Below are 19,933 nucleotides of genomic sequence, written 5' to 3'. Positions count from 1 at the left end.
TAAAAAACCTTCAAGATTTTAAAAATTGAAGGTTTTTTTTTACCAACTGGTTTTCACTTCTTCTACAAAATCATTTTCGGGATTCAGAATTTCTGCAATCACGTTTTTAATCCAATTCATAGGACTTACCAATGATTGATTCGAAATCTCTTCCTCTCCATAAATCTGTAAATTCTGAATGCCCTTATTCGCTTCTGCGAAACTCCAGATTCCGCATTCTACAAAATTATCGGGATATTTTTTCTCATTTAAAACCGCATAAGCATAAATACATAACTGCATTGCCTGTTTGAAATCATCTCTAAAAAACAACTGTTCGAGTTTTTCTGCTTCCTCTTCTTTTTTGGCTTCCTTAATGAGAAGATTTTTGGTTTTAGCGGTTTTGTAATCGATAATTCTTAACTTTCCGTTCAGTCGGTCGATTCGGTCGATAAATCCGTAAAAAGAAACTTTATCCGTTTTTTCTTCGTTTAAATAATAATCGATATTTTCAAAATTTCCTTCGACACTTAAAATTTCTAACGTATTTCCGTCCGCAATTAATTTTTTATCGACCTCCAAAATCGTCCGCACTACCCTTTCAGCAATTGATTTATGAATATAATTCATTCCTTTTTCATAGAAATCGGTCTGATGATTTAATTTAATAATCGCCTGATTCATTACTTCAAGTAATTGTTGATTTGAAAATTCTAAATCATTAGCAGCTAAAATTTTACCTAAATTTCTCTCATAAATAATTTGTAATGCATAATGCACGAGATTACCGTAACTTCTTTGGGAAAGTTCTTCTTCCATTTCGCTGGTTTCGCGGGTTCCCAAAATTTTGGTCAGATAAAAATCAACTGGATTATAAATAAATGAGGTAAGATGCGACGGTGAAACTCTCTTTTTCCATTCCTCTAATTTTTGAAGGACCGAAGAAGATTTTTCAATCTGAATCAACTGTTTGTTAATCGGCTCAGACGAATTTTCAATGATTATATTTTCAATTTGATGATGTTGATCTTCAATTTCTATCTGGGTAATAAAACGGCTTTTTTCACCCGTATTTACGCCGGAACTTAACGCATTAAAAAGCAGATGAACATTCTGAGAATCCTGTAACAACCGGTAAAAATGATACGCATAAATACTGTCATTTTCTAAAAAAGTATGCATATGAAAATGTTGGCGAACATCGAAAGGGAGATAGGTGTTTTGAGAATTTCCAAGAGGGAGTTTTCCTTCGTTGGTAGAAAGCAGAATAATATTTTCAAAATTCAATAACCGGGTTTCCAAAAGTCCCATTACCTGCAGTCCTTGAAGTGGTTCTCCCTGAAAATCAATCGTTTCCGAACTCACCAGTTGATTAATTAAAACTTCCAGTGTTTCCATTTTTATTTCAAATGAATAAGGCGAAAGTTGATTTTTAATAATTTTAAAACTTTTCTCGAAATGGGAAATATTTTCATACAAAATATCATCTAAATCCCTGAACTTTAATTGATAACAATACGCAATTAATTCATCGATGAACTGATTGACCGAACTTGGTTTTTCAAATAAATTAAAATAGGAAAGTTCTGATAAAAATTCTTTAAACTGCTTTTTGGAAATATAAACGATATTTCTTTCTTCAATTTTTGCTTTAAAATCCAAAATGATCTGCTGATCAATTTCTTCATTCGGAAGTTCTTCCAAAACCGATAAAACATCATTGTAATAATAAGAAGAATCTTTTTTCTCCAGCTGTTTTTGCAGGTAAAAAAGCTGTTTCATGGCATTGCTGAAACCAAGATTTTTCAGCGGGAATCCCATCGTAATATTCAGATGTTGTACGCTGCTCATGGCATCTAAACAAGTTGGAAGCAGATTTTCATCCAATAAAACAACGGCGGTTTTTGATAAATTTTCATCGTTGATTTCCGCGAAAATTTCCGGCAAAACTTTCGCCTGCGTTATATTTCCCGAAACTTCGTACACTTTGATATTTTTCGGCTGTGCAAAATCATTTTCAATCCAGTTGAAATTTCTGCTTTCATTAAATTCCTTCCAGGTTTTGATGATTCTTAAAAACTTTCCGGCTTCCTGTCTTTCATCATTGATATAATATTCATCTGCCTGAAAAAAACATTGCGCTTTATCCCACTGCATCAGGTTTCTTACTAATTTTTCTTCTACCGGTGTAAATGCATTAAAGCCACAAAAGACAAATTTACCTTCTGTTTTTTGCGCATATTCTTTAATTTTATTTTTGGCCGTTTCGTGAATCATTCCTGAAGTTGCCCAATTTTTTTCGTTAAGCTTTTGCTTTAATAATGGTAAAAACAAATTCATTTTTTGCCAGAAATTAAGGAACTTCCGTAAAGACCCGTCTTCGCGAACTTCTAAATTTTCAGACCAATTTTTTATCTGTTCATCATCAAACATATATTCTAAAACCGCTTTGTCGGAATCCGAAAATTTCAGAATATCATCCCAATCTTTTACAATGGTCGGAAACCATTTCAAGAAATTCGCAAAATCTTCAGACGGCTGAACCTGCCGATACACTCCAAAAGAAAAAAGCCACAAAGCGATTCCCTGAACCGGTTGTTTGTCTGCAATTTCTTTAATCAAATCTTCGATTGTAAAAAAGTTCGGCAACATTCCCGAATAGTGTTTTTCTTTCAGTATTTTTTTGATGAAAACCACAGGTCTTTTACCGGGAAGAATAATATTAAATGCCGACAAATCAACATTTTGTGTTAAAAGTTCGGTAATGATTTTATTTAAAAATTTCATGAATGGTGTTCTTAATGGTATCTTTACTCTAATTGGAGTTAAGAAAATGAAAAATAAGGAAAATCCGACAAAAAAGCATCAAGAAATTAAATTCTTAATGCTTTTTATTAAAACGGTCGAGAATCGATGAGCCGAATTTATTTAACTTTAATGGTTTTTTCAATCCAGATATTTTCTCCGGCGGCATTCTTACCGTTCCAAAATTTGAAAACGTAATTTACGGGTTGTTGCGGTTGCAAATTAATTTGTTCAATACGAATACTTCTTCATTACAAGTGGCTTTAGTTTGATATTTTTAAAGTTTAAACTCCAGCTTTACATTAAAAAATCTTCCTGTCAAACGTACGGGAACCGGATAATTGTAACCGGAGTTCACATCATTTACCCATTGGTTTGCAACGGTATTGCTGATGTTGAAGGCATTGAAAATCTGAACACCCAACGTCAATTCTTTGAAATTGCCCCAGAAACCGCCATTTACTTTATTATCTTTTTGGTCGATGAAAACTTTAGATAAACCAATATCCACTCTTTTGTAAGAAGGCAAAGTTCTTTGATATTTGTAAGGTGCTTCGAAATCCGGTTTTCCGTTTTGATCCAGAGAAATAGGTGTTCCGGATGGAAGTCCGTTGGCGTAAACCAAAGTTAAGTTGACTCTCATCGACGGGAACTTCGGCATATAATCCTGGTAAAACATCGAGAATCTGAAACGGGGATCCGTTGGCCTTGGAATATAACCTCTGCCATCAATATTTTCGTAAACTCTGGAATAACTCGCAGAAACCCAGGAATCAATACCCGGAACAAATTCACCGAATAATCTGGTATCAATACCGTAAGCATAACCTTCTGAATTATTTAAGCCGGAATATCTGATTCTGACATTGTCTAAATAATAAGGAATCAGATGATCCATTTTCTTATAATACAATTCAGTCGTTAATTTAAACGGGCGTTCAGACATGTTAAATTCGTAATCGTTTTTTAAAATCACCTGCATCGAACGTTGTGACTTTATATTTGGATTAAAGTTACCATCAACATCTTTAATCTCTTTATAGAAAGGCGCCTGGTAATAAACTCCTCCGGAAACGGTGAACAGCATATCCATATCCCAGTTTGGTTTAATGGCAATTTGTCCACGTGGAGAAATAATCGTTTCATCATTAAAATCCCAGTGAGAAGCACGAATTCCGGCGTTCACGAAAATGCGGTTTTCACCCCAGTAGAATTTTCTGGAATATTGCGCATAACCGGAAAGTCGCGTTGGTTCAATATGATTCGCACCGGAAATGCTGTACCGCAAACGAAGTTGAGACGGATCCAAAGTTTCGGGATCTACATGAGTCCTCGGCGTGCTGTAACCCAATGAATCAACCAATTGCCATTCGTTCGTAAAGTCTCTTAAATTTTCTTTTTCGAATTTCAAACCGACTTCAAAATCAGTATTAACGTCCGGTGAAAATTTCGCTTTCAATTGTGTGCCGTATGTTTTCACCAATAAATCATTTCGGGCATGATCGATTTGACCACCGACATCGTAAGAAGCAACCGGCGCACCAGAAACAGGATCAAAAGTCTGCAACATATAAGCAGAAGCAATCGAATAATATTCTCTCTCCCGGTTTTGGTAGGCGAAATTATCTAAGGTAAAAGCCCATTTTTTATTGGGTTTAAAATTAATGGAAGCCGTTCCCATAATGTTCTTGTACTTATCGTCTTCTTTACCATTGTAGAAAACGCTCAGCTTCAAAGGCATCTGCAAAGTTCCGAAATCAACTTCCTTTACTTTGGGAATCATTTCGTAATCATTTTTACTCCAGTAACCGATGAAGGAAAATCCCCATTTATCATTTAATTTATAATTGATATACGTCTGGAAATCCATGTACTGTGGATTGAAATCGGTGTCTTCATTCAAAGTATTCAAAACCAAATTGGTATTTCTATACCTTCCTGAAATCATGGCAGACAATTTTTTATCCTTTGATGCAAAACCGGTCGTAAGTCTTCCTCCAATTAAACTCGCTTCACCGGAAAGTTCAAATTTCGTGGGTTGACGGTAATAAATATTTAAAGCAGAAGACATTTTATCTCCGTATTTTGCCTCGAATCCACCGGCAGAAAAGTTAATGGCCTGAACCATATCCGGATTAATAATACTGAGTCCCTCCTGCAAAGAATTTCGGATTAAAAACGGGCGGTAAATTTCAATATCATTAATGTAAATCAGGTTTTCATCGTAATTTCCACCTCTTACCATATATTGTGACGAAAGTTCGGTGTTTGAATTTACGGAAGGTAAAGTTTTCAAAAGTCCTTCTACACCGCCGGAAAGTGAAGCCACTTGCTGTGCTTCCTTTGAAGAAATTTCTATCGAAGTTAAATCCGTGATTTTTGGTTTCCCTTTTTTCTGAAATACCACTTCCTGAATTTCGGTTTCCCGCTCGGCTTTTACAAACAAAACATTGACGTTTTGAACTTTTGGATTGATTTCAATATTTTTATTAAAACCTCTGAAACTTGCTTTTTGAACGGATAAAGACTGCTCAGAATCTGCAATGGGAATTTTTACAAAACCATTATTATCGGTCGTAAAATTCTGATTGTTATAAGAAATATAGGCTTCAGAAACTGGTTTGCCATTTTCGTCCAGAACTTTAATGTTTATTTGCGAATAAGCGCAAACCGGCATTACCAGTAATAGGAATAGAATTTTTTTCAAGGTAAAACATTTAGATTTTAAAGATAACAAAAAATTACAGAATGGCTTCCCGGACGCGTGTTAATTTCTGTAGTAATTCCTCGAGTTTATCGAGACGTAGCATATTTGCGCCGTCAGAAAGTGCAACACTTGGATCGGGATGTGTTTCAATGAAAAGTCCGTCTGCGCCAACTGCGATTCCTGCTTTTGCAATGGTTTCAATTAACTCGGGTCTTCCGCCGGTGACGCCGGAACTTTGATTCGGTTGTTGTAATGAATGGGTGACATCTAAAATCACGGGAGCGTAATTTCTCATCGTTGGAATTCCTCTGAAATCAACGACTAAATCGGTATAGCCAAAAGAATTTCCTCTTTCAATAATTGCTGTTTTTGGATTCCCCGAATCGTTTACTTTCTGTACCGCAAACTGCATGGATTCTGGAGAAAGGAACTGTCCTTTTTTCAGACTTACACATTTTCCTGTTTTTGCGGCGGCGATTAATAAGTCGGTCTGACGAACTAAAAAGGCTGGGATTTGCAAAACATCAACATATTGTGCTGCCAAAGCTGCATGGTCATTTTCATGAATATCGGTCGTGGTTGGAATATTGAAAGTTTCTCCTACTTTTCTGAGGATTTCCAAAGATTTTTCTTCACCGATTGTGGTGAAAGAATCTACTCTGCTTCGGTTTGCTTTTTTGAAACTTCCTTTGAAAATATATGGAATCTCATATTTATTGGTCATTTCCACAATTTTCTCAGCGATATTCAAAGCCATTTCTTCACCTTCAATAATGCAGGGACCTGCAATCAGGAAAAAGTTTTTAGAATTTTTGTGATGGATGTTATCTAAGTATTGAATCATTGATTTCTGGTTAAAATTAAAGTTGAATTAAAGATAACAAAAATACGGATTTTTTTGAGCAAATGATTTTTATGTTTGGAAAGTTAAAACACTTTAAACACAAATGACACTGATGCAAAAAATAAATTTTAATTATACTGGAACTTCTTTACTATTTTTTCAATCGTATTCAAATTCCTGGAAGTCATTTTTTCTTTCATGGATTTTTTGCCTAAAATTTTTCCGAAGTTGGAATCTAAAGTATATCCTTTCGAAATTTGCCAGTAAAAAGTTTGATCGACAATTGCTCCTTTTTCGTTCTCGGATTTTATAGAATCATTGAACTCTTGTAAAAGCAAATCTTCAACACCTTCTATTCCGATAAAAATATAAATGTGGGAATCGTCGGATTTTGCAAATGGATTCTGAACAAAAATTTCATCGACTTCTTTTTCGGTTTTAAGGAAAAGAAAAGCTTCATAATGGAAATAGTCTGACAGCGCTTTTTCTAAAATTATTTTTAATTCAGACCGGTTGATGGCGGATGAAAACAAAATATTTCCCGTGGCTAAAACGGAAGATACTTCTTTCATTCCGACCTCAGAAAATATTTTGCAGACTTCTGCCATTTTCATGGAAGTTCCGTTAACATTCACTCCTCGGAGAAAAGCGCAATATCTCAATTGATTAATTTTAAAGTTGCGCGAGGAATTTTTCTTTCATTTCCTCCGGCAAAAAGGAATATTGAAAGGAATTGCGGACCAACTGTTTTACCTGTTCCAATGATAAATCGAGCGCCTCGATACAGCTGATGTAATTTTGCGTAAGATATCCGCCGAAATATGCGGGATCGTCAGAATTTACGGTTACCTGTAAACCTAAATCCAACATCTTTTTTAACGGATGATTTTTGATGTCATCTACATTTCTAAGTGCGGTATTCGACAGCGGACAAACCGTTAAAGCCATTTTCTCTTCAACGAGCCTTTCCACCAATTTTGGGTCTGTCAGACAATTGTTTCCGTGATCGATTCTGGCGACTTTTAATAAATCCAATGCTTCGTAAATGTATTCTGCCGGACCTTCTTCACCTGCATGCGCAACAGGAATATAACCTTCTTTCACTGAAGCTTCAAAAACTTTCCGGAATTTGGAAGGTGGATTTCCTTTTTCTGAAGAATCCAGACCGACGGATTTTATGAGGTGTCTGAACGGAAGCGATTGCTGCAGTGTTTCGAAGGCATCTTCTTCGGATAAATGGCGCAGATAACTCATTATCAATAAAGAAGAAATCCCGTATTGTCTTTCTGCATCTTCTCTGGCGCGCTGGATTCCATTAATAACGGTGGAAAATGCCACGCCTCTTTTGGTATGGGTTTGCGGATCGAACATGATTTCGGTATGCACGATATTTTCTTCGGCGCAATGTTTAAAATAAGCCATCGTCAAATCATAAAAATCCTGTTCGTGGATGAGAACATTTGCTCCGGCATAATAAATATCCAGGAAATCCTGTAAGTTCCCAAATTGGTAAGCTTTCTTTAATTCTTCAATACTTTCGTAAGGAATTTCTATCTTATTTCTCTGCGCGATTTCAAACATTAATTCCGGTTCGAAACTGCCTTCAATGTGAAGATGTAATTCTGCTTTCGGAACTTTTTTGATATATTCTAATGCGTTCATTTTCAAAATAATTTTAGGGATAAGATTCCGTTTATTGGGTCGCTTTCATAACGGCAGCGGTAATTTGCGCTTCTTTTTCTTTGGCATAAGTGGAATCGTACGGTTTCATCAGATCAAACAAATACGTATAAAATGGAGTGATTTTCTGTACTTTTTCCGATTCATTATAGGCTTTTTCTTTACCCATAATCTGCAGATCTTTAACAAAATTATTGAATTTTTTATCGATAGGTTCAATTGATTTTACCAAATAATCATATCCTTTTTCTTTTTGACCGATTTTAGTATAAGCGTCTGAAACTGCTCCGACGACCAGGGAATATTCCATCGGCTTGGTTCTCATCTGCCGGCTGACAAAACGCTGTTCTTTATCTGACAAATTGGTGTAATAATCATATTCTGTAAAGATTCCTTTTTTCAGCTCTTCAGCTAAAGCCAATCCTTTTTGTTCCTGTCCGGCAACGATATATCCGTAAACCATCGAACTTAATGAACGCGGATCATTGTATTTCGCCACCGGAATTTCTCTGGACGCCAAATCCAATATCTCTACTGCTTTTGCTTTTTGTCCGGAAAGTGCCAACGCTTCTGCTGCACGGCTGGCGGAACTTCTATAACTCACAATATTCTGGGTACAGGTTTCATCAAAATGAACTTTCAAATTCTTGAAATTACCCCATTTGTAATTTTTAACAATGTTGTAAAGAGAGTTGGCATCTACTCTGCCCATTTCGCCGTCTTCCCGTTCCATTGTTTTAATTGGCACCAACCGGTAACTGAATCCGTCGTACTGTAAGTAATCCCCTAAAAAGAAAAGATTTTCCGGATCGTAAATTCCGCCTGAAGAGAAATTAATCGGACGTTTCCAGTCGAAGTTTGCTAAGATATCCATCAACAGCAAATTGTTTTTGAACATGCTGGTTTTCTTGTAATCGATGGTAATCTGATCAACCGCCTGCCCTAAATCTTTCTGCTCTATCGTTCCGGCTTTTAAAGCATTTGCTTTGTTTACGGGTAAAATGAATTTTGAAACCGGCAGGAAATTAAATTTCTCAAATTTAGCTTCACCGAAAATCATTTTTAAAATTTCATCTTTATCGTCAGATTTCATTTTAATAAAGTTGACGGCTTCTTTTAAAGACATCGAATCTTGGGTCAGATATTTTCTGAACTCAGGGAAAACGTCATCCGGTGCACCTTGCTCTTTCATATTGGCAAAGATATTTTCCCAGTCTTTTTTGTTCATCAAAAAGATCTGATCATTCGTGCCGTCCCGGTAATCTTCATGCGTAAATACTGAAGGAACCGGCATTGAATTGTAGGTTCTTCTCTTCACCTGATCGATATTCCAGGGCGTTGAAAGCAAAGTGAAATTCACTACTTTCACATCATCCCGAAGTCCGGAAGTTTCCTGCATTCCCCAAATCGGATAAGTGTCATTGTCTCCATAAACAAAGAGAATATCATTTTTCGGTAACGATTTTAAAGTCGAATAGGCGTAGTCATAAGCGGAATACCGCTGACTTCTGTCGTGTACATTGTAATTCTGGAAGCCCATCATCAGAGGAATTCCCATTAAAATAACGCCGGCACCGATATTTAAAGCATTAGATTTTACTTTTTCCTGCAAATACCAAAGTAGGGCTCCAGCTCCCAGTCCGATCCAAATTGCAAAAGCATAGAAAGAACCCACCATCGCATAATCTCTTTCGCGAACTTCAAAAGGTTTCACACCGGTATAGAAAATAATTCCGACGCTGGTAATAATAAATAAGGACAGGATCGCATAGAATCTGCCGAAATCACGGTTCAGTTGGAAAAAGAAACCAATTAATCCCAAAATAAGCGGTAAGAAGAAGAATCCAACAGTACTTTCATTTTTGAATTTTGCAGGCATCTGGCTTTGGTCACCATACATGGCATTATCGATGAATGGAATCCCGGAAATCCAGTTTCCACGGTTATTTTCCATATTTCCTTCGAGGTCATTTTGTCTTCCGACGAAGTTCCACATGAGATATCTTACAAAATAATATCCGTTTTGGAAGGTGAAGAAATAATTTAAATTTTGTCCTAAAGAAGGCCTTTGCACATTGATTAAATTATAAGGTTTTACCTGTAAATAATCTGCAGCTTTGATACTTCCATCTTCGTACTTTTTTCTTAAATCATCAAAAATTTTGTGCGCTTCCGGATTGTCTGCCACATCTTCATTTCCATAATTAAAGGTGAAATCGGGCGCCCCGTACATGGAGATATAGTTTTCCATCACTGTTTTATCTTCATTGAACATCCGTGGTAAAAAACTCACCTGATCCGGACTGAATACATAATTAAAACGCTCTCCTACCTTTCGGTACGTTCCGGTTTTTTCATCCTTTTCGTAAGCATCTCCCGTTTTTTTTGTTTTAAAGCTTCCGTCTTCATTTTTCTGAATTCCGTTCGCATCCAAATAAGCCGTATAATTTTGACCGTAAGAAGTTGGCCAGTCACCATATTGCTCCCGGTTATAATAATCAAGCATGCCGATTGCGGTGTCAGGATCATTCAGATTCATTGGTGGATTTGCATTGGCTCTGATTGGAATAACCATCCAACATGAAAAACCGATCATCATATAAATTACAGAAAGAACGATGGTCTGATAAAGGCTTTTCTTTGCTTTTCGGGCGTATTTAAGAGCGAAAACGAAAATTGATATTAAAATAATAAAGGCAACAATGGTTCCTGAGTGGAAGGGAAGACCGATTCCATTTACTGCGAAAATCTCTAACTTACCGAACAAAGTCATGATTAAAGGGAAGATTCCTTTAAATACCGTTGCCAGAATAAACAGCGTTATTACATTAGCCCAAAGGAAACTTTTCCAGCTAAATTCATAATTCCGGGCATAGTAAATAAAGCAAACCGCTGGAATCACAAGCATACACATCATGTGAACTCCTACTGATAAACCGGTTACAAAGAATATTAAAATAATCCAACGTTCATTATCAGTTTCTAAATACTCATTTTCCCATTTCGTTATTAACCATAACAAAAGTGCGATAAACATTGATGCCATCGAATAAACTTCTCCTTCTACAGCAGAAAACCAGAACGTATCTGAAAAGGTAAAACACAGGGCGCCGATCACTCCGGCAAACAGAATGGATATTTCCTGATGTTTTGTAATATCATTAAAATCTTTGTGTAGCAATCTTCGAACAAGATGCGTAATGGTCCAAAAGAGGAACAGTATTGTAAATGCGCTGAATAAAGCAGACATTGCATTGATAACAACCGAATAATGTTCACCGTTACCAAAAGCAAATACTGCAAAAACGGCCCCAACCAATTGGAAAAGTGCTGCTCCGGGAGCGTGGGTTACTTCCAGCTTTACCGCTGAAGAAATATACTCGCCACAGTCCCAGAAACTGAAATTCGGTTCGATGGTTGATAAATAAGTAAAAAATGCAATGCCGAATACTACCCATCCTAATAGCGTATTCCACTGTTTAAAAGACCAATTTTTCATATTAAATTTTCAATATTGCGAAAATAAGGTTTTTAACTTATTATCCATTGATTTTAACAAAATTTAAGCAATTGGCTTGATTTTTGAAAAATTGCAGATCGCAGAATTATAGATTATTAAAGTGATATTTCTCATACATTGAAATACAAACATGGGTTTTAATTGTTGACTTATTAATTTTTTAGTATTTTTGCACACGGTTTTAATAGACTAAAATGACTAAATAATGACTAATGTTCACGATAACATTCTGGGCTTAATTGGGAATACTCCTTTGGTGAAACTAAATGAAGTTACAAAAGAGATTCCCGCCACAGTATATGCTAAATTAGAATCTTTTAATCCCGGCCATTCTACAAAGGACAGAATTGCAATTCATATCATTGAAGCTGCTGAGAGAAAAGGCTTGTTAAAACCCGGTTCAACCGTGGTAGAAACAACTTCCGGAAATACCGGTTTCTCAATTGCCATGGTTTGTATTATCAAAGGCTATCATTGTATTCTTGCCGTAAGTGATAAAACAAAGAAAGAAAAAATCGCCTATCTGAAAGCTTTGGGTGCGACGGTTTATATTTGCCCCGCAAATGTAGCGGCAGATGATCCCAGATCTTATTACGAAGTTGCGAAAAGAGTAGCTTCTGAAACGCCCAATTCTATATATATCAATCAGTACTTTAACGAGTTAAATATTGACGCACATTACCGGACAACTGGTCCCGAAATTTGGGAACAGACAGAAGGTAAAATTACTCACCTGATTGCCTGTACAGGAACTGGAGGAACTTTATCAGGTTCTGCAAAATTTTTAAAGGAAAAAAATCCTGCCATTAAAGTGATTGGCGTTGATGCATCGGGATCTATTCTGAAAAGTTATCATGAAACCGGCGAAATTCATAAAGAAGATATTCATCCTTACCAGATAGAGGGAATGGGGAAAAACCTGATCCCATCTGCTTTATTATTTGACAAGATCGATGAATTCGTTCGCGTAAATGATGAAATGGCGGCTTACAGAACCCGCGAGATTGCTTTGAAGGAAGCGATTATGGGCGGTTATACTACAGGCGCAGTGACACAGGGACTTTTGCAGTATGCAAATTCTCATGAATTCACAAAAGATGATTTAGTGGTGGTCATATTCCCCGATCACGGTTCCAGATATATCACTAAAGTCTACAGCGACGAATGGATGGCAGAACAGGGATTCGTTAATAATGGAGTCCATAATTATGACGAAGTTTACAAAACAGAACTGATAAAATAATAAAAAACCAAAAATAGCGAATAAACCTTTTTGTAGTAAGCAAAAGGTTTTTTTAGTTTAATTTAATTAACTTTGAGTATTTAAAAACAATAAAATAATAATGAAAGATATTTTTGATCGCCTTAGAGAAAACCCAGGTCCCTTAGGACAATTTGCAGATTACGCCGAGGGTTATTTTGTTTTCCCAAAACTAGAAGGTCCGATCGGCCCAAGAATGAAATTTCAAGGAAGAGAAGTCATTTTTTGGAGCGCTAATGATTACTTAGGTCTTTGTAACCATCCAGAAGTTTTAGAAGCTGATGCTAAAGCTGCCGCTGAATACGGAATGTTTTATCCGATGGGAGCGAGAGCAATGTCTGGTGAAACAGATCAACATCAACAATTAGAAAGAGAATTAGCAGAATTCGTAGAAAAGGAATCTGCCTATTTATTAAATTTCGGTTATCAGGGAATGGTTTCTACCATTGATGCTTTAGTCGGTAGACATGATGTGATCGTATATGATGCAGATTCACATGCTTGTATCGTTGATGGAGTACGTCTTCACATGGGTAAAAGCTTTACTTATAAGCATAATGATATCGCGAGTTTAGAAAAAAATCTTGTCAGAGCAACTAAAGTGGCACAGGAGCAAGGCGGTGGAATTTTAGTGATTACTGAAGGTGTTTTCGGAATGCGCGGAATGCAGGGAAAAATCAAAGAAATCTGTGATTTAAAATCAAAATTCGATTTCCGGTTATTGGTTGATGATGCGCACGGATTTGGAACTTTAGGAAAAACAGGTGCCGGTGCCGGTGAAGAACAGGGTTGCCAAGATCAGATCGATGTGTACTTCTCTACTTTTGCTAAATCAATGGCAGGTTTCGGAGCATTTATCGCAGCAGATAAAGATATCATCAGAATTCTAAAATATAATTTACGGTCACAGGTTTTTGCAAAATCTTTAACAATGCCAATGGTTATCGGAGGTTTGAAAAGATTGGACTTATTACGCTCAAGACCGGAAATCAAAGCAAAGCTTTGGGAAAACGTTCGTAAATTACAAAATGGTTTACTGGAAAGAGGATTCAATCTGGGAGGATCTAATACCTGTGTAACTCCAGTGATGATGGAAGGTTCAACGGTAGAAGCTACCCTACTTTCCAGAGATTTACGCGAGAATTTCGGGATTTTCACTTCTGTCGTAATTTATCCGGTGATTCCAAAAGGAATGATTTTATTAAGATTAATTCCAACCGCTTCCCATACCGATTCAGAAATTAATGAAACACTGGCGGCATTTGAAGCGATTCATGAGAAATTAGTTTCGGGCTTTTACAAAGAGCAGGAGCAAAAACTGTTGGAGGAAAAACAACTTCAATTTAAAGAATCATAAAATTTTTCAAAATATATTTTTATATAGACCGTTTGAAAAATTCAGGCGGTTTTTTATGATATACCCATTACAAACATGAGTCAAGTTATAATTACCAAGCAGGATTTTAATAAAATCCACAGATCGATTACTGACGCTAAAGCGAAGAACAGCATCAAAAAAGAAGAAGCCGAGAAACTACTCGCAGAACTGAAATCTGCAAAAATTGTAGAACAGGACAAAATTGAACCCGATGTTGTAACGATGAATTCTATTGTGAAAATTCACTTTCAGAATAATAAAACGACCATGGAATTTCAACTGGTTTATCCCGCTGATGCCAATATTAAGGAACGTAAAATCTCCATCTTTTCGTCGGTTGCTTCGGCATTGATCGGCTACCGTGTTGGTGACGAAATCGACTGGCTGATTCCGTCCGGAATGACCAAAATTGTTATTGATGAAGTAATTTATCAGCCAGAATCTGCCGGAGATTTTGATTTGTAATTGATATTAAAAATTAATGAACTAAAAAACCGTTAGAATGATCTGGCGGTTTTTTCAAAATAAAATCAATGGCCGTAATTCCAAAGATTTAAAATAAATTTGCAAAAAGAAAACGCTTGAAAGATCTGCTCCTCATCACTCCACCTTTTACCCAACTCAATACTCCTTATCCGGCGACCGCTTATATTAAAGGGTTTTTGAATACTAAAAATATTTCAAGTTATCAGATTGATCTGGGAATCGAAGTGATCTTAGAACTGTTTTCAAAAAGAGGAATTCAAAAAATATTCGGGGAAAATATCGATCTGGTCAACACCTCTGAAAATTCAAAACGGATTTTTGCTTTACGCGAAGAATATATGAAGACCATCGATCAGGTCGTTCTTTTTCTGCAGAATCATAATCCTACTTTAGCGAGACAAATCTGCAGCATGAATTTTCTGCCCGAAGCGTCCCGTTTCAATCAGTTGGACGACATGGAATTTGCTTTCGGAAATATGGGTTTGCAGGATAAAGCAAAACATCTGGCGACTTTATATCTGGAAGATATTTCAGATTATATCGTTGAAAATATCGATGCAGATTTCGGTTTCAGCAGATATGCCGAACGTATTGGGCAAAGCGCCAATTCCTTTGATGAACTTTATTTAAAGTTAAATGCTCCTCCAACTTTTACCGATGAATTTACCTTAAAATTATTAAAGGAGAAAATAGATTTCGTTCAGCCAAAACTGGTCTGTTTTTCCGTTCCGTTTCCCGGGAATTTATACGCCGCGTTCAGGTCTGCAAAATTCATTAAAGAAAATTATCCCGGACTGAAAACGGTCATGGGCGGCGGTTTTCCGAACACCGAATTAAGAGAATTAAAAGATCCGCGCGTCTTTGAATTTTTGGATTATATCACTTTAGATGATGGCGAATTACCGATTGAACTGGTTTTCGAAAATGTAATTTCAAACAAAGAAATTTCTGAGGGGGAATTCAAAAGAACTTTCATCTTAAAAAATCAGGAAGTAAAATATAAAAGCAATACGGCGAGATCAGATTATAAACAGGCTCTTATAGGAACGCCGGATTATACCGATTTACTTTTAGACCAGTATATTTCCGTTATAGAAATCGCCAATCCGATGCACAGTTTATGGAGCGACGGCCGGTGGAATAAACTCACCATGGCGCACGGTTGCTATTGGGGGAAATGTACTTTTTGCGATATTTCTTTAGATTATATTAAAATTTACGAACCCATTTCCGCTAAAATTTTGGTAGATAGAATGGAAGAATTGATTGCCCAAACAGGTGAATCAGGTTTTCATTTTGTGGACGAAGCCGCACCACCAGCTTTGATGAGAGAAGTTGCTCTAGAAATTTTACGCCGGAATTTAGTCGTGACTTGGTGGACGAATATCCGGTTTGAAAAAAGCTTTAGTAAAGATTTATGTTTTTTATTAAAAACTTCAGGTTTGGTAGCAGTTTCCGGCGGATTAGAAGTGGCAAGTGATCGATTATTAAAATTAATTGACAAAGGCGTCTCTGTAGATCAGGTCGCAAAAGTTACGCGGAATTTCACTGAAGCCGGAATTATGGTTCACTCCTATTTAATGTACGGATTTCCGACGCAAACGGTTCAGGAAACGGTGGATTCTTTAGAAATGGTGCGCCAGCTTTTTGAAATGGGAATTGTGCAAAGCGGCTTCTGGCACCAGTTTGCAATGACTGCACACTCGCCTATCGGAAATAATCCCGAAGAGTTTGGCGTAAAACCTTTAAATAAGGAAATACTTTTTGCCCACAACGATATCGATTTCACCGATGAAACCGGAATTGATCACAGTAAATTTAGTTTTGGTTTAAAGAAATCCTTACTCAATTATATGCACGGAATTAATTTTGACCTTCCGCTTAAAGATTGGTTTGATTTTAAAATTCCCAAAACAACCATTCATCCCGATTATATTCACGACTGTCTTTTGGAAGAAGAAAATTTTATTTTTAAAGGAAATTCAAAATTAATTTTTCTGGATAAAAATGCGAATGTCGAGAACTTCGTGAAAAAAACAAGAGCAGGTTCTTTTGAATATACTCGACTGACTTTTCATTTGAAAACCAATATTGTAAAAATAGAACTGGAAAAGGAAATAGCAGACTGGCTGATGAAAAATTTTGATGAAAATTCTACAGAGAATCCTAAAAAAATAACGCTTCAACAACTCAAGAGTCAGTTTGAAGAATCCTTTGAAGATTTCGAATTATTCTGGTTTTCAAAACCAATTCAACAATTAAAGGAAAACGGAGTTATTCTGAGTTTATAATTTTTTACACTGTTCAAAATATTTATTTAAAATTTAAACCGACTCAACATTAAAAAAGTTTATTTTTACTAAAGAAATACTTGATCAAAGTTCAAGTATTCAAATTTAAATGAACGAATATGAATTTCGCTGAAGATCTTTTCTTTAATAAAATAGCAAAAATCACCTTGCTTTTTTGGTTGATGAAAATTGTGGCCACAACACTAGGCGAAACTTTAGGAGATTTTATTGCTCAGACGCTCGATTTAGGATATCTTTTCGGAATTGCAATCACACTCGTTTTCTTTTTATTTACCCTCTACTTACAACTTTCATCGAAAAAATTTATTCCTGCTTTTTTCTGGCTGGTGATTATTGGCACAACGACTTTAGGTACAGAAATTTCAGATTTTATCGACCGCAGTTTGCATTTAGGTTATGCTGTCGGAAGTTTGGTTCTGGTCACTTTTTTAATGCTCACTCTTTATTTTTGGTATAAAAAATACCGGAATCTTGAAGTCTATCCTATATTCGAAAAACAAAAGGAAATCTTTTTTTGGGTTGCAGTACTATTTTCTAACAGTTTAGGAACCGCTTTCGGTGACTATTTAAATGATGGGTTAGGATTCAGTTATCTTCTGGGCGCGTTGATTACTCTTGCCGTTATTCTCGTGGTGGTTGTTCTGCATTCTTACACCAAAATTAACCACATCCTTTTATTTTGGATCGCCTTTGTTTTTACCCGGCCGTTTGGTGCCACCTTTGGTGATTTTTTAACCAAACCTCTCGCTAAGGGCGGGTTAGATTTAGGAACTTTAAATGCTTCTTTCGTTTCAATCATCATTATGGTTGCTTTAATAATTGTAGCTCACCGACAAGAAAAAATAGGAAATTAACTGATCTGGAAAAATTTGTCAAAAATTCACAAATTAAAATTTAACCGGAAATACATTGTCATTCTTGTTACAAAATCTGAAATATTAATTAGTTGAAATGATAATAAAAATCCCGTCTTTTTTTCAAAGACGGGATTTTATTTATTTAAAAAGGATTTTTATTCAGCCAGAATAATTCCTTTATTATTGCTGAATTCTACCACTCCACTTTTCATCGTAAAAGAAAATACACTTTCTTTTTCATTTTCTCTGATGAAATGATGACTGTATTCCTCCTTGATTTCATTCGTGAACACTTTGATTTTCCCTGAATTTAAGGAAGTAACAATAGCGGCGTGATCTTTCATGATATGGAATTCTCCACTTTTTCCGGGAAGCAAAACCGATTTCACTTCACCTTCAAAAATCACGAATTCCGGAGTTAAAATTTTTATATTCATATCTTTTAGACTTAAAGAGTAAAGAGAAAAGAAAAAAGAGAAATCTTTACTCTTTTTTCTTTATTCTATTTTCTAATTATGCGTTTTCCGCTAACATTTTTTCACCTGCTTCGATTGCTTCTTCAATCGTCCCTTTAAGGTTAAAAGCAGCTTCAGGTAAATGATCTAACTCACCGTCGATGATCATGTTAAATCCTTTGATGGTATCTTTGATGTCTACCAATACTCCTTTCAGACCGGTAAACTGTTCTGCCACGTGGAAAGGCTGAGATAAGAATCTCTGTACTTTTCTGGCACGGTATACTGATAATTTATCTTCTTCTGAAAGTTCTTCCATTCCAAGAATCGCGATGATATCCTGTAATGCTTTGTATTTTTGAAGAATTTCTTTTACTCTTTGAGCACAGTCGTAATGTTCGTTTCCTAAGATTTCAGAAGTTAAAATTCTGGAAGTAGAAGCCAATGGATCTACAGCCGGATAAATACCTAATGAAGCAATCTTTCTATCCAATACGGTAGTTGCATCCAAGTGGGCAAATGTTGTTGCCGGCGCCGGGTCAGTTAAATCATCCGCAGGAACGTAGATTGCCTGTACAGAAGTAATTGAACCGTTTTTAGTAGAAGTAATACGCTCCTGCATCGCCCCCATTTCAGAAGCCAAAGTTGGTTGGTAACCTACTGCAGACGGCATTCTTCCCAAAAGCGCTGATACCTCAGAACCTGCCTGTGTAAAACGGAAAATATTATCAACGAAGAATAAGATATCTCTACCTTGTCCTGTTCCGTCTCCATCTCTAAAACTTTCAGCGATGGTCAGCCCGGATAAAGCAACTCTCGCTCTTGCTCCAGGTGGCTCATTCATCTGACCGAAAACAAAAGTAGCTTTCGAATCTTTCATCGCTTCCAGATCGATTTTTGATAAATCCCATCCTCCATTTTCCATAGAGTGCATGAATTCATCCCCGTATTTGATAATGCCGGATTCCAGCATCTCTCTCAAAAGGTCGTTTCCTTCTCTGGTTCTTTCACCTACACCGGCAAAAACCGAAAGTCCACCGTGACCTTTCGCAATATTGTTAATTAATTCCTGGATCAATACTGTTTTACCAACACCTGCTCCACCGAACAAACCGATTTTTCCCCCTTTAGAATAAGGCTCTACCAAATCGATTACTTTAATTCCTGTAAAAAGCACTTCTGCTGAAGTGGTAAGCTGGTCAAATTTTGGTGCATCTCTGTGAATCGGCAGTCCGTTTTCTTTAGAAACCTGTGCGATACCGTCGATTGCATCTCCAACTACATTAAATAATCTGCCATATACCGCTTCACCCGTTGGCATGGTGATTTGTTTTCCTTGTGAAATTACTTCCTGACCTCTTTGAAGTCCGTCTGTTGCATCCATTGCGATACATCTTACAGAATCTTCACCAATATGTTGTTCTACTTCAAGTATCACTTTGTTACCGTCTGTTTTTGTAATTTCCAATGCATCATAGATGCTTGGAAGTTCTGCCGCATCTGTAAAAATTACGTCGATTACTGGACCGATAATTTGAGAAATTTTTCCTTTAAGTTGGTTTGCCATTGCTTATTTTTTTCTTGAGTGCAAATATAATGAATATTCGCACATTTGCAATTGGTTTAAAAGAAGATTTTTGTCATATTTG

At 36.4% G+C, this 19,933-nt stretch carries 13 protein-coding genes; 5 read left to right on the top strand and 8 right to left on the bottom strand.

The annotated features are described in order from the left end of the window. Window positions 1–39: 39 nt before the first annotated feature. The 6 genes from QF004_RS01445 to QF004_RS01420 form a co-directional block, all read right to left on the bottom strand. Complete coding sequence (locus tag QF004_RS01445) at window positions 40–2,766, bottom strand: PD-(D/E)XK nuclease family protein (protein WP_307422041.1); 2,727 nt, start codon at window positions 2,764–2,766, stop codon at window positions 40–42. Between the two features lie 295 nt (window positions 2,767–3,061). Next, window positions 3,062–5,491 carry a TonB-dependent siderophore receptor gene (locus tag QF004_RS01440; RefSeq protein ID WP_307422040.1) on the bottom strand — a complete coding sequence of 810 codons (2,430 nt, stop codon included), beginning with the start codon at window positions 5,489–5,491 and terminating at the stop codon, window positions 3,062–3,064. A 34-nt stretch (window positions 5,492–5,525) separates the two neighbouring features. Continuing rightward, complete coding sequence (gene kdsA, locus QF004_RS01435) at window positions 5,526–6,335, bottom strand: 3-deoxy-8-phosphooctulonate synthase (RefSeq protein ID WP_133440570.1); 810 nt, start codon at window positions 6,333–6,335, stop codon at window positions 5,526–5,528. Between the two features lie 128 nt (window positions 6,336–6,463). Beyond that, window positions 6,464–6,997: a DUF1697 domain-containing protein gene (locus tag QF004_RS01430; protein WP_307422037.1), complete on the bottom strand. Its 534-nt coding sequence runs from the start codon at window positions 6,995–6,997 to the stop codon at window positions 6,464–6,466. Between the two features lie 10 nt (window positions 6,998–7,007). Then, window positions 7,008–7,997, bottom strand: a complete 990-nt coding sequence (locus QF004_RS01425) for an adenosine deaminase (protein ID WP_307422035.1) — start codon at window positions 7,995–7,997, stop codon at window positions 7,008–7,010. Between the two features lie 31 nt (window positions 7,998–8,028). Continuing rightward, window positions 8,029–11,514 (bottom strand): DUF2723 domain-containing protein, encoded by a 3,486-nt coding sequence (locus QF004_RS01420; RefSeq protein WP_307422033.1) that lies wholly within the window; start codon window positions 11,512–11,514, stop codon window positions 8,029–8,031. A gap of 226 nt (window positions 11,515–11,740) precedes the next feature. Here QF004_RS01420 and QF004_RS01415 point away from each other — a divergent pair, with 226 nt between their 5' ends. The 5 genes from QF004_RS01415 to QF004_RS01395 all read left to right on the top strand — a co-directional run bounded on the left by QF004_RS01415 (window position 11,741) and on the right by QF004_RS01395 (window position 17,826). Beyond that, a complete protein-coding gene (locus tag QF004_RS01415; RefSeq protein ID WP_307422031.1) occupies window positions 11,741–12,778 on the top strand; it encodes a PLP-dependent cysteine synthase family protein in 1,038 nt (345 codons plus the stop codon). A 100-nt stretch (window positions 12,779–12,878) separates the two neighbouring features. Next, window positions 12,879–14,153, top strand: coding sequence for an aminotransferase class I/II-fold pyridoxal phosphate-dependent enzyme (locus tag QF004_RS01410; RefSeq protein WP_307422029.1), 1,275 nt, complete (start codon window positions 12,879–12,881; stop codon window positions 14,151–14,153). A gap of 75 nt (window positions 14,154–14,228) precedes the next feature. Continuing rightward, window positions 14,229–14,639: a nucleoside diphosphate kinase regulator gene (rnk, locus tag QF004_RS01405; RefSeq protein WP_133440564.1), complete on the top strand. Its 411-nt coding sequence runs from the start codon at window positions 14,229–14,231 to the stop codon at window positions 14,637–14,639. A 116-nt stretch (window positions 14,640–14,755) separates the two neighbouring features. Next, on the top strand, window positions 14,756–16,951 hold the full coding sequence (locus QF004_RS01400) for a radical SAM protein (protein WP_307422027.1): 2,196 nt from the start codon (window positions 14,756–14,758) through the stop codon (window positions 16,949–16,951). Window positions 16,952–17,070: 119 nt separating this feature from the next. Continuing rightward, window positions 17,071–17,826, top strand: a complete 756-nt coding sequence (locus QF004_RS01395; RefSeq protein ID WP_307422025.1) for a hypothetical protein — start codon at window positions 17,071–17,073, stop codon at window positions 17,824–17,826. Between the two features lie 158 nt (window positions 17,827–17,984). On the opposite strand, the gene QF004_RS01390 is transcribed toward QF004_RS01395, so the two are convergent. Beyond that, window positions 17,985–18,266 (bottom strand): F0F1 ATP synthase subunit epsilon, encoded by a 282-nt coding sequence (locus QF004_RS01390; protein ID WP_133440561.1) that lies wholly within the window; start codon window positions 18,264–18,266, stop codon window positions 17,985–17,987. 76 nt (window positions 18,267–18,342) lie between these two features. Beyond that, a complete protein-coding gene (gene atpD, locus QF004_RS01385) occupies window positions 18,343–19,851 on the bottom strand; it encodes a F0F1 ATP synthase subunit beta (protein WP_133440560.1) in 1,509 nt (502 codons plus the stop codon). Window positions 19,852–19,933: the final 82 nt, after the last annotated feature.

Source organism: Chryseobacterium sp. MDT2-18 (assembly GCF_030815285.1).
GTDB classification, from domain to species: Bacteria; Bacteroidota; Bacteroidia; order Flavobacteriales; family Weeksellaceae; genus Kaistella; species Kaistella salivictor.
Note: the sequence above shows the minus strand (reverse complement) of the source record. Positions and strands in the feature narration are given on the sequence as shown.

Excerpts from the sequence above, each read along its gene's own strand:
- QF004_RS01445 (WP_307422041.1), bottom strand. The coding sequence starts at position 2,766 with ATGAAATTTTTAAATAAAATCATTACCGAACTTTTAACACAAAATGTT.
- kdsA (WP_133440570.1), bottom strand. The coding sequence starts at position 6,335 with ATGATTCAATACTTAGATAACATCCATCACAAAAATTCTAAAAACTTT.
- QF004_RS01425 (WP_307422035.1), bottom strand. The coding sequence starts at position 7,997 with ATGAACGCATTAGAATATATCAAAAAAGTTCCGAAAGCAGAATTACAT.
- QF004_RS01420 (WP_307422033.1), bottom strand. The coding sequence starts at position 11,514 with ATGAAAAATTGGTCTTTTAAACAGTGGAATACGCTATTAGGATGGGTA.
- QF004_RS01415 (WP_307422031.1), top strand. The coding sequence starts at position 11,741 with ATGACTAATGTTCACGATAACATTCTGGGCTTAATTGGGAATACTCCT.
- QF004_RS01410 (WP_307422029.1), top strand. The coding sequence starts at position 12,879 with ATGAAAGATATTTTTGATCGCCTTAGAGAAAACCCAGGTCCCTTAGGA.
- rnk (WP_133440564.1), top strand. The coding sequence starts at position 14,229 with ATGAGTCAAGTTATAATTACCAAGCAGGATTTTAATAAAATCCACAGA.
- QF004_RS01395 (WP_307422025.1), top strand. The coding sequence starts at position 17,071 with ATGAATTTCGCTGAAGATCTTTTCTTTAATAAAATAGCAAAAATCACC.
- QF004_RS01390 (WP_133440561.1), bottom strand. The coding sequence starts at position 18,266 with ATGAATATAAAAATTTTAACTCCGGAATTCGTGATTTTTGAAGGTGAA.
- atpD (WP_133440560.1), bottom strand. The coding sequence starts at position 19,851 with ATGGCAAACCAACTTAAAGGAAAAATTTCTCAAATTATCGGTCCAGTA.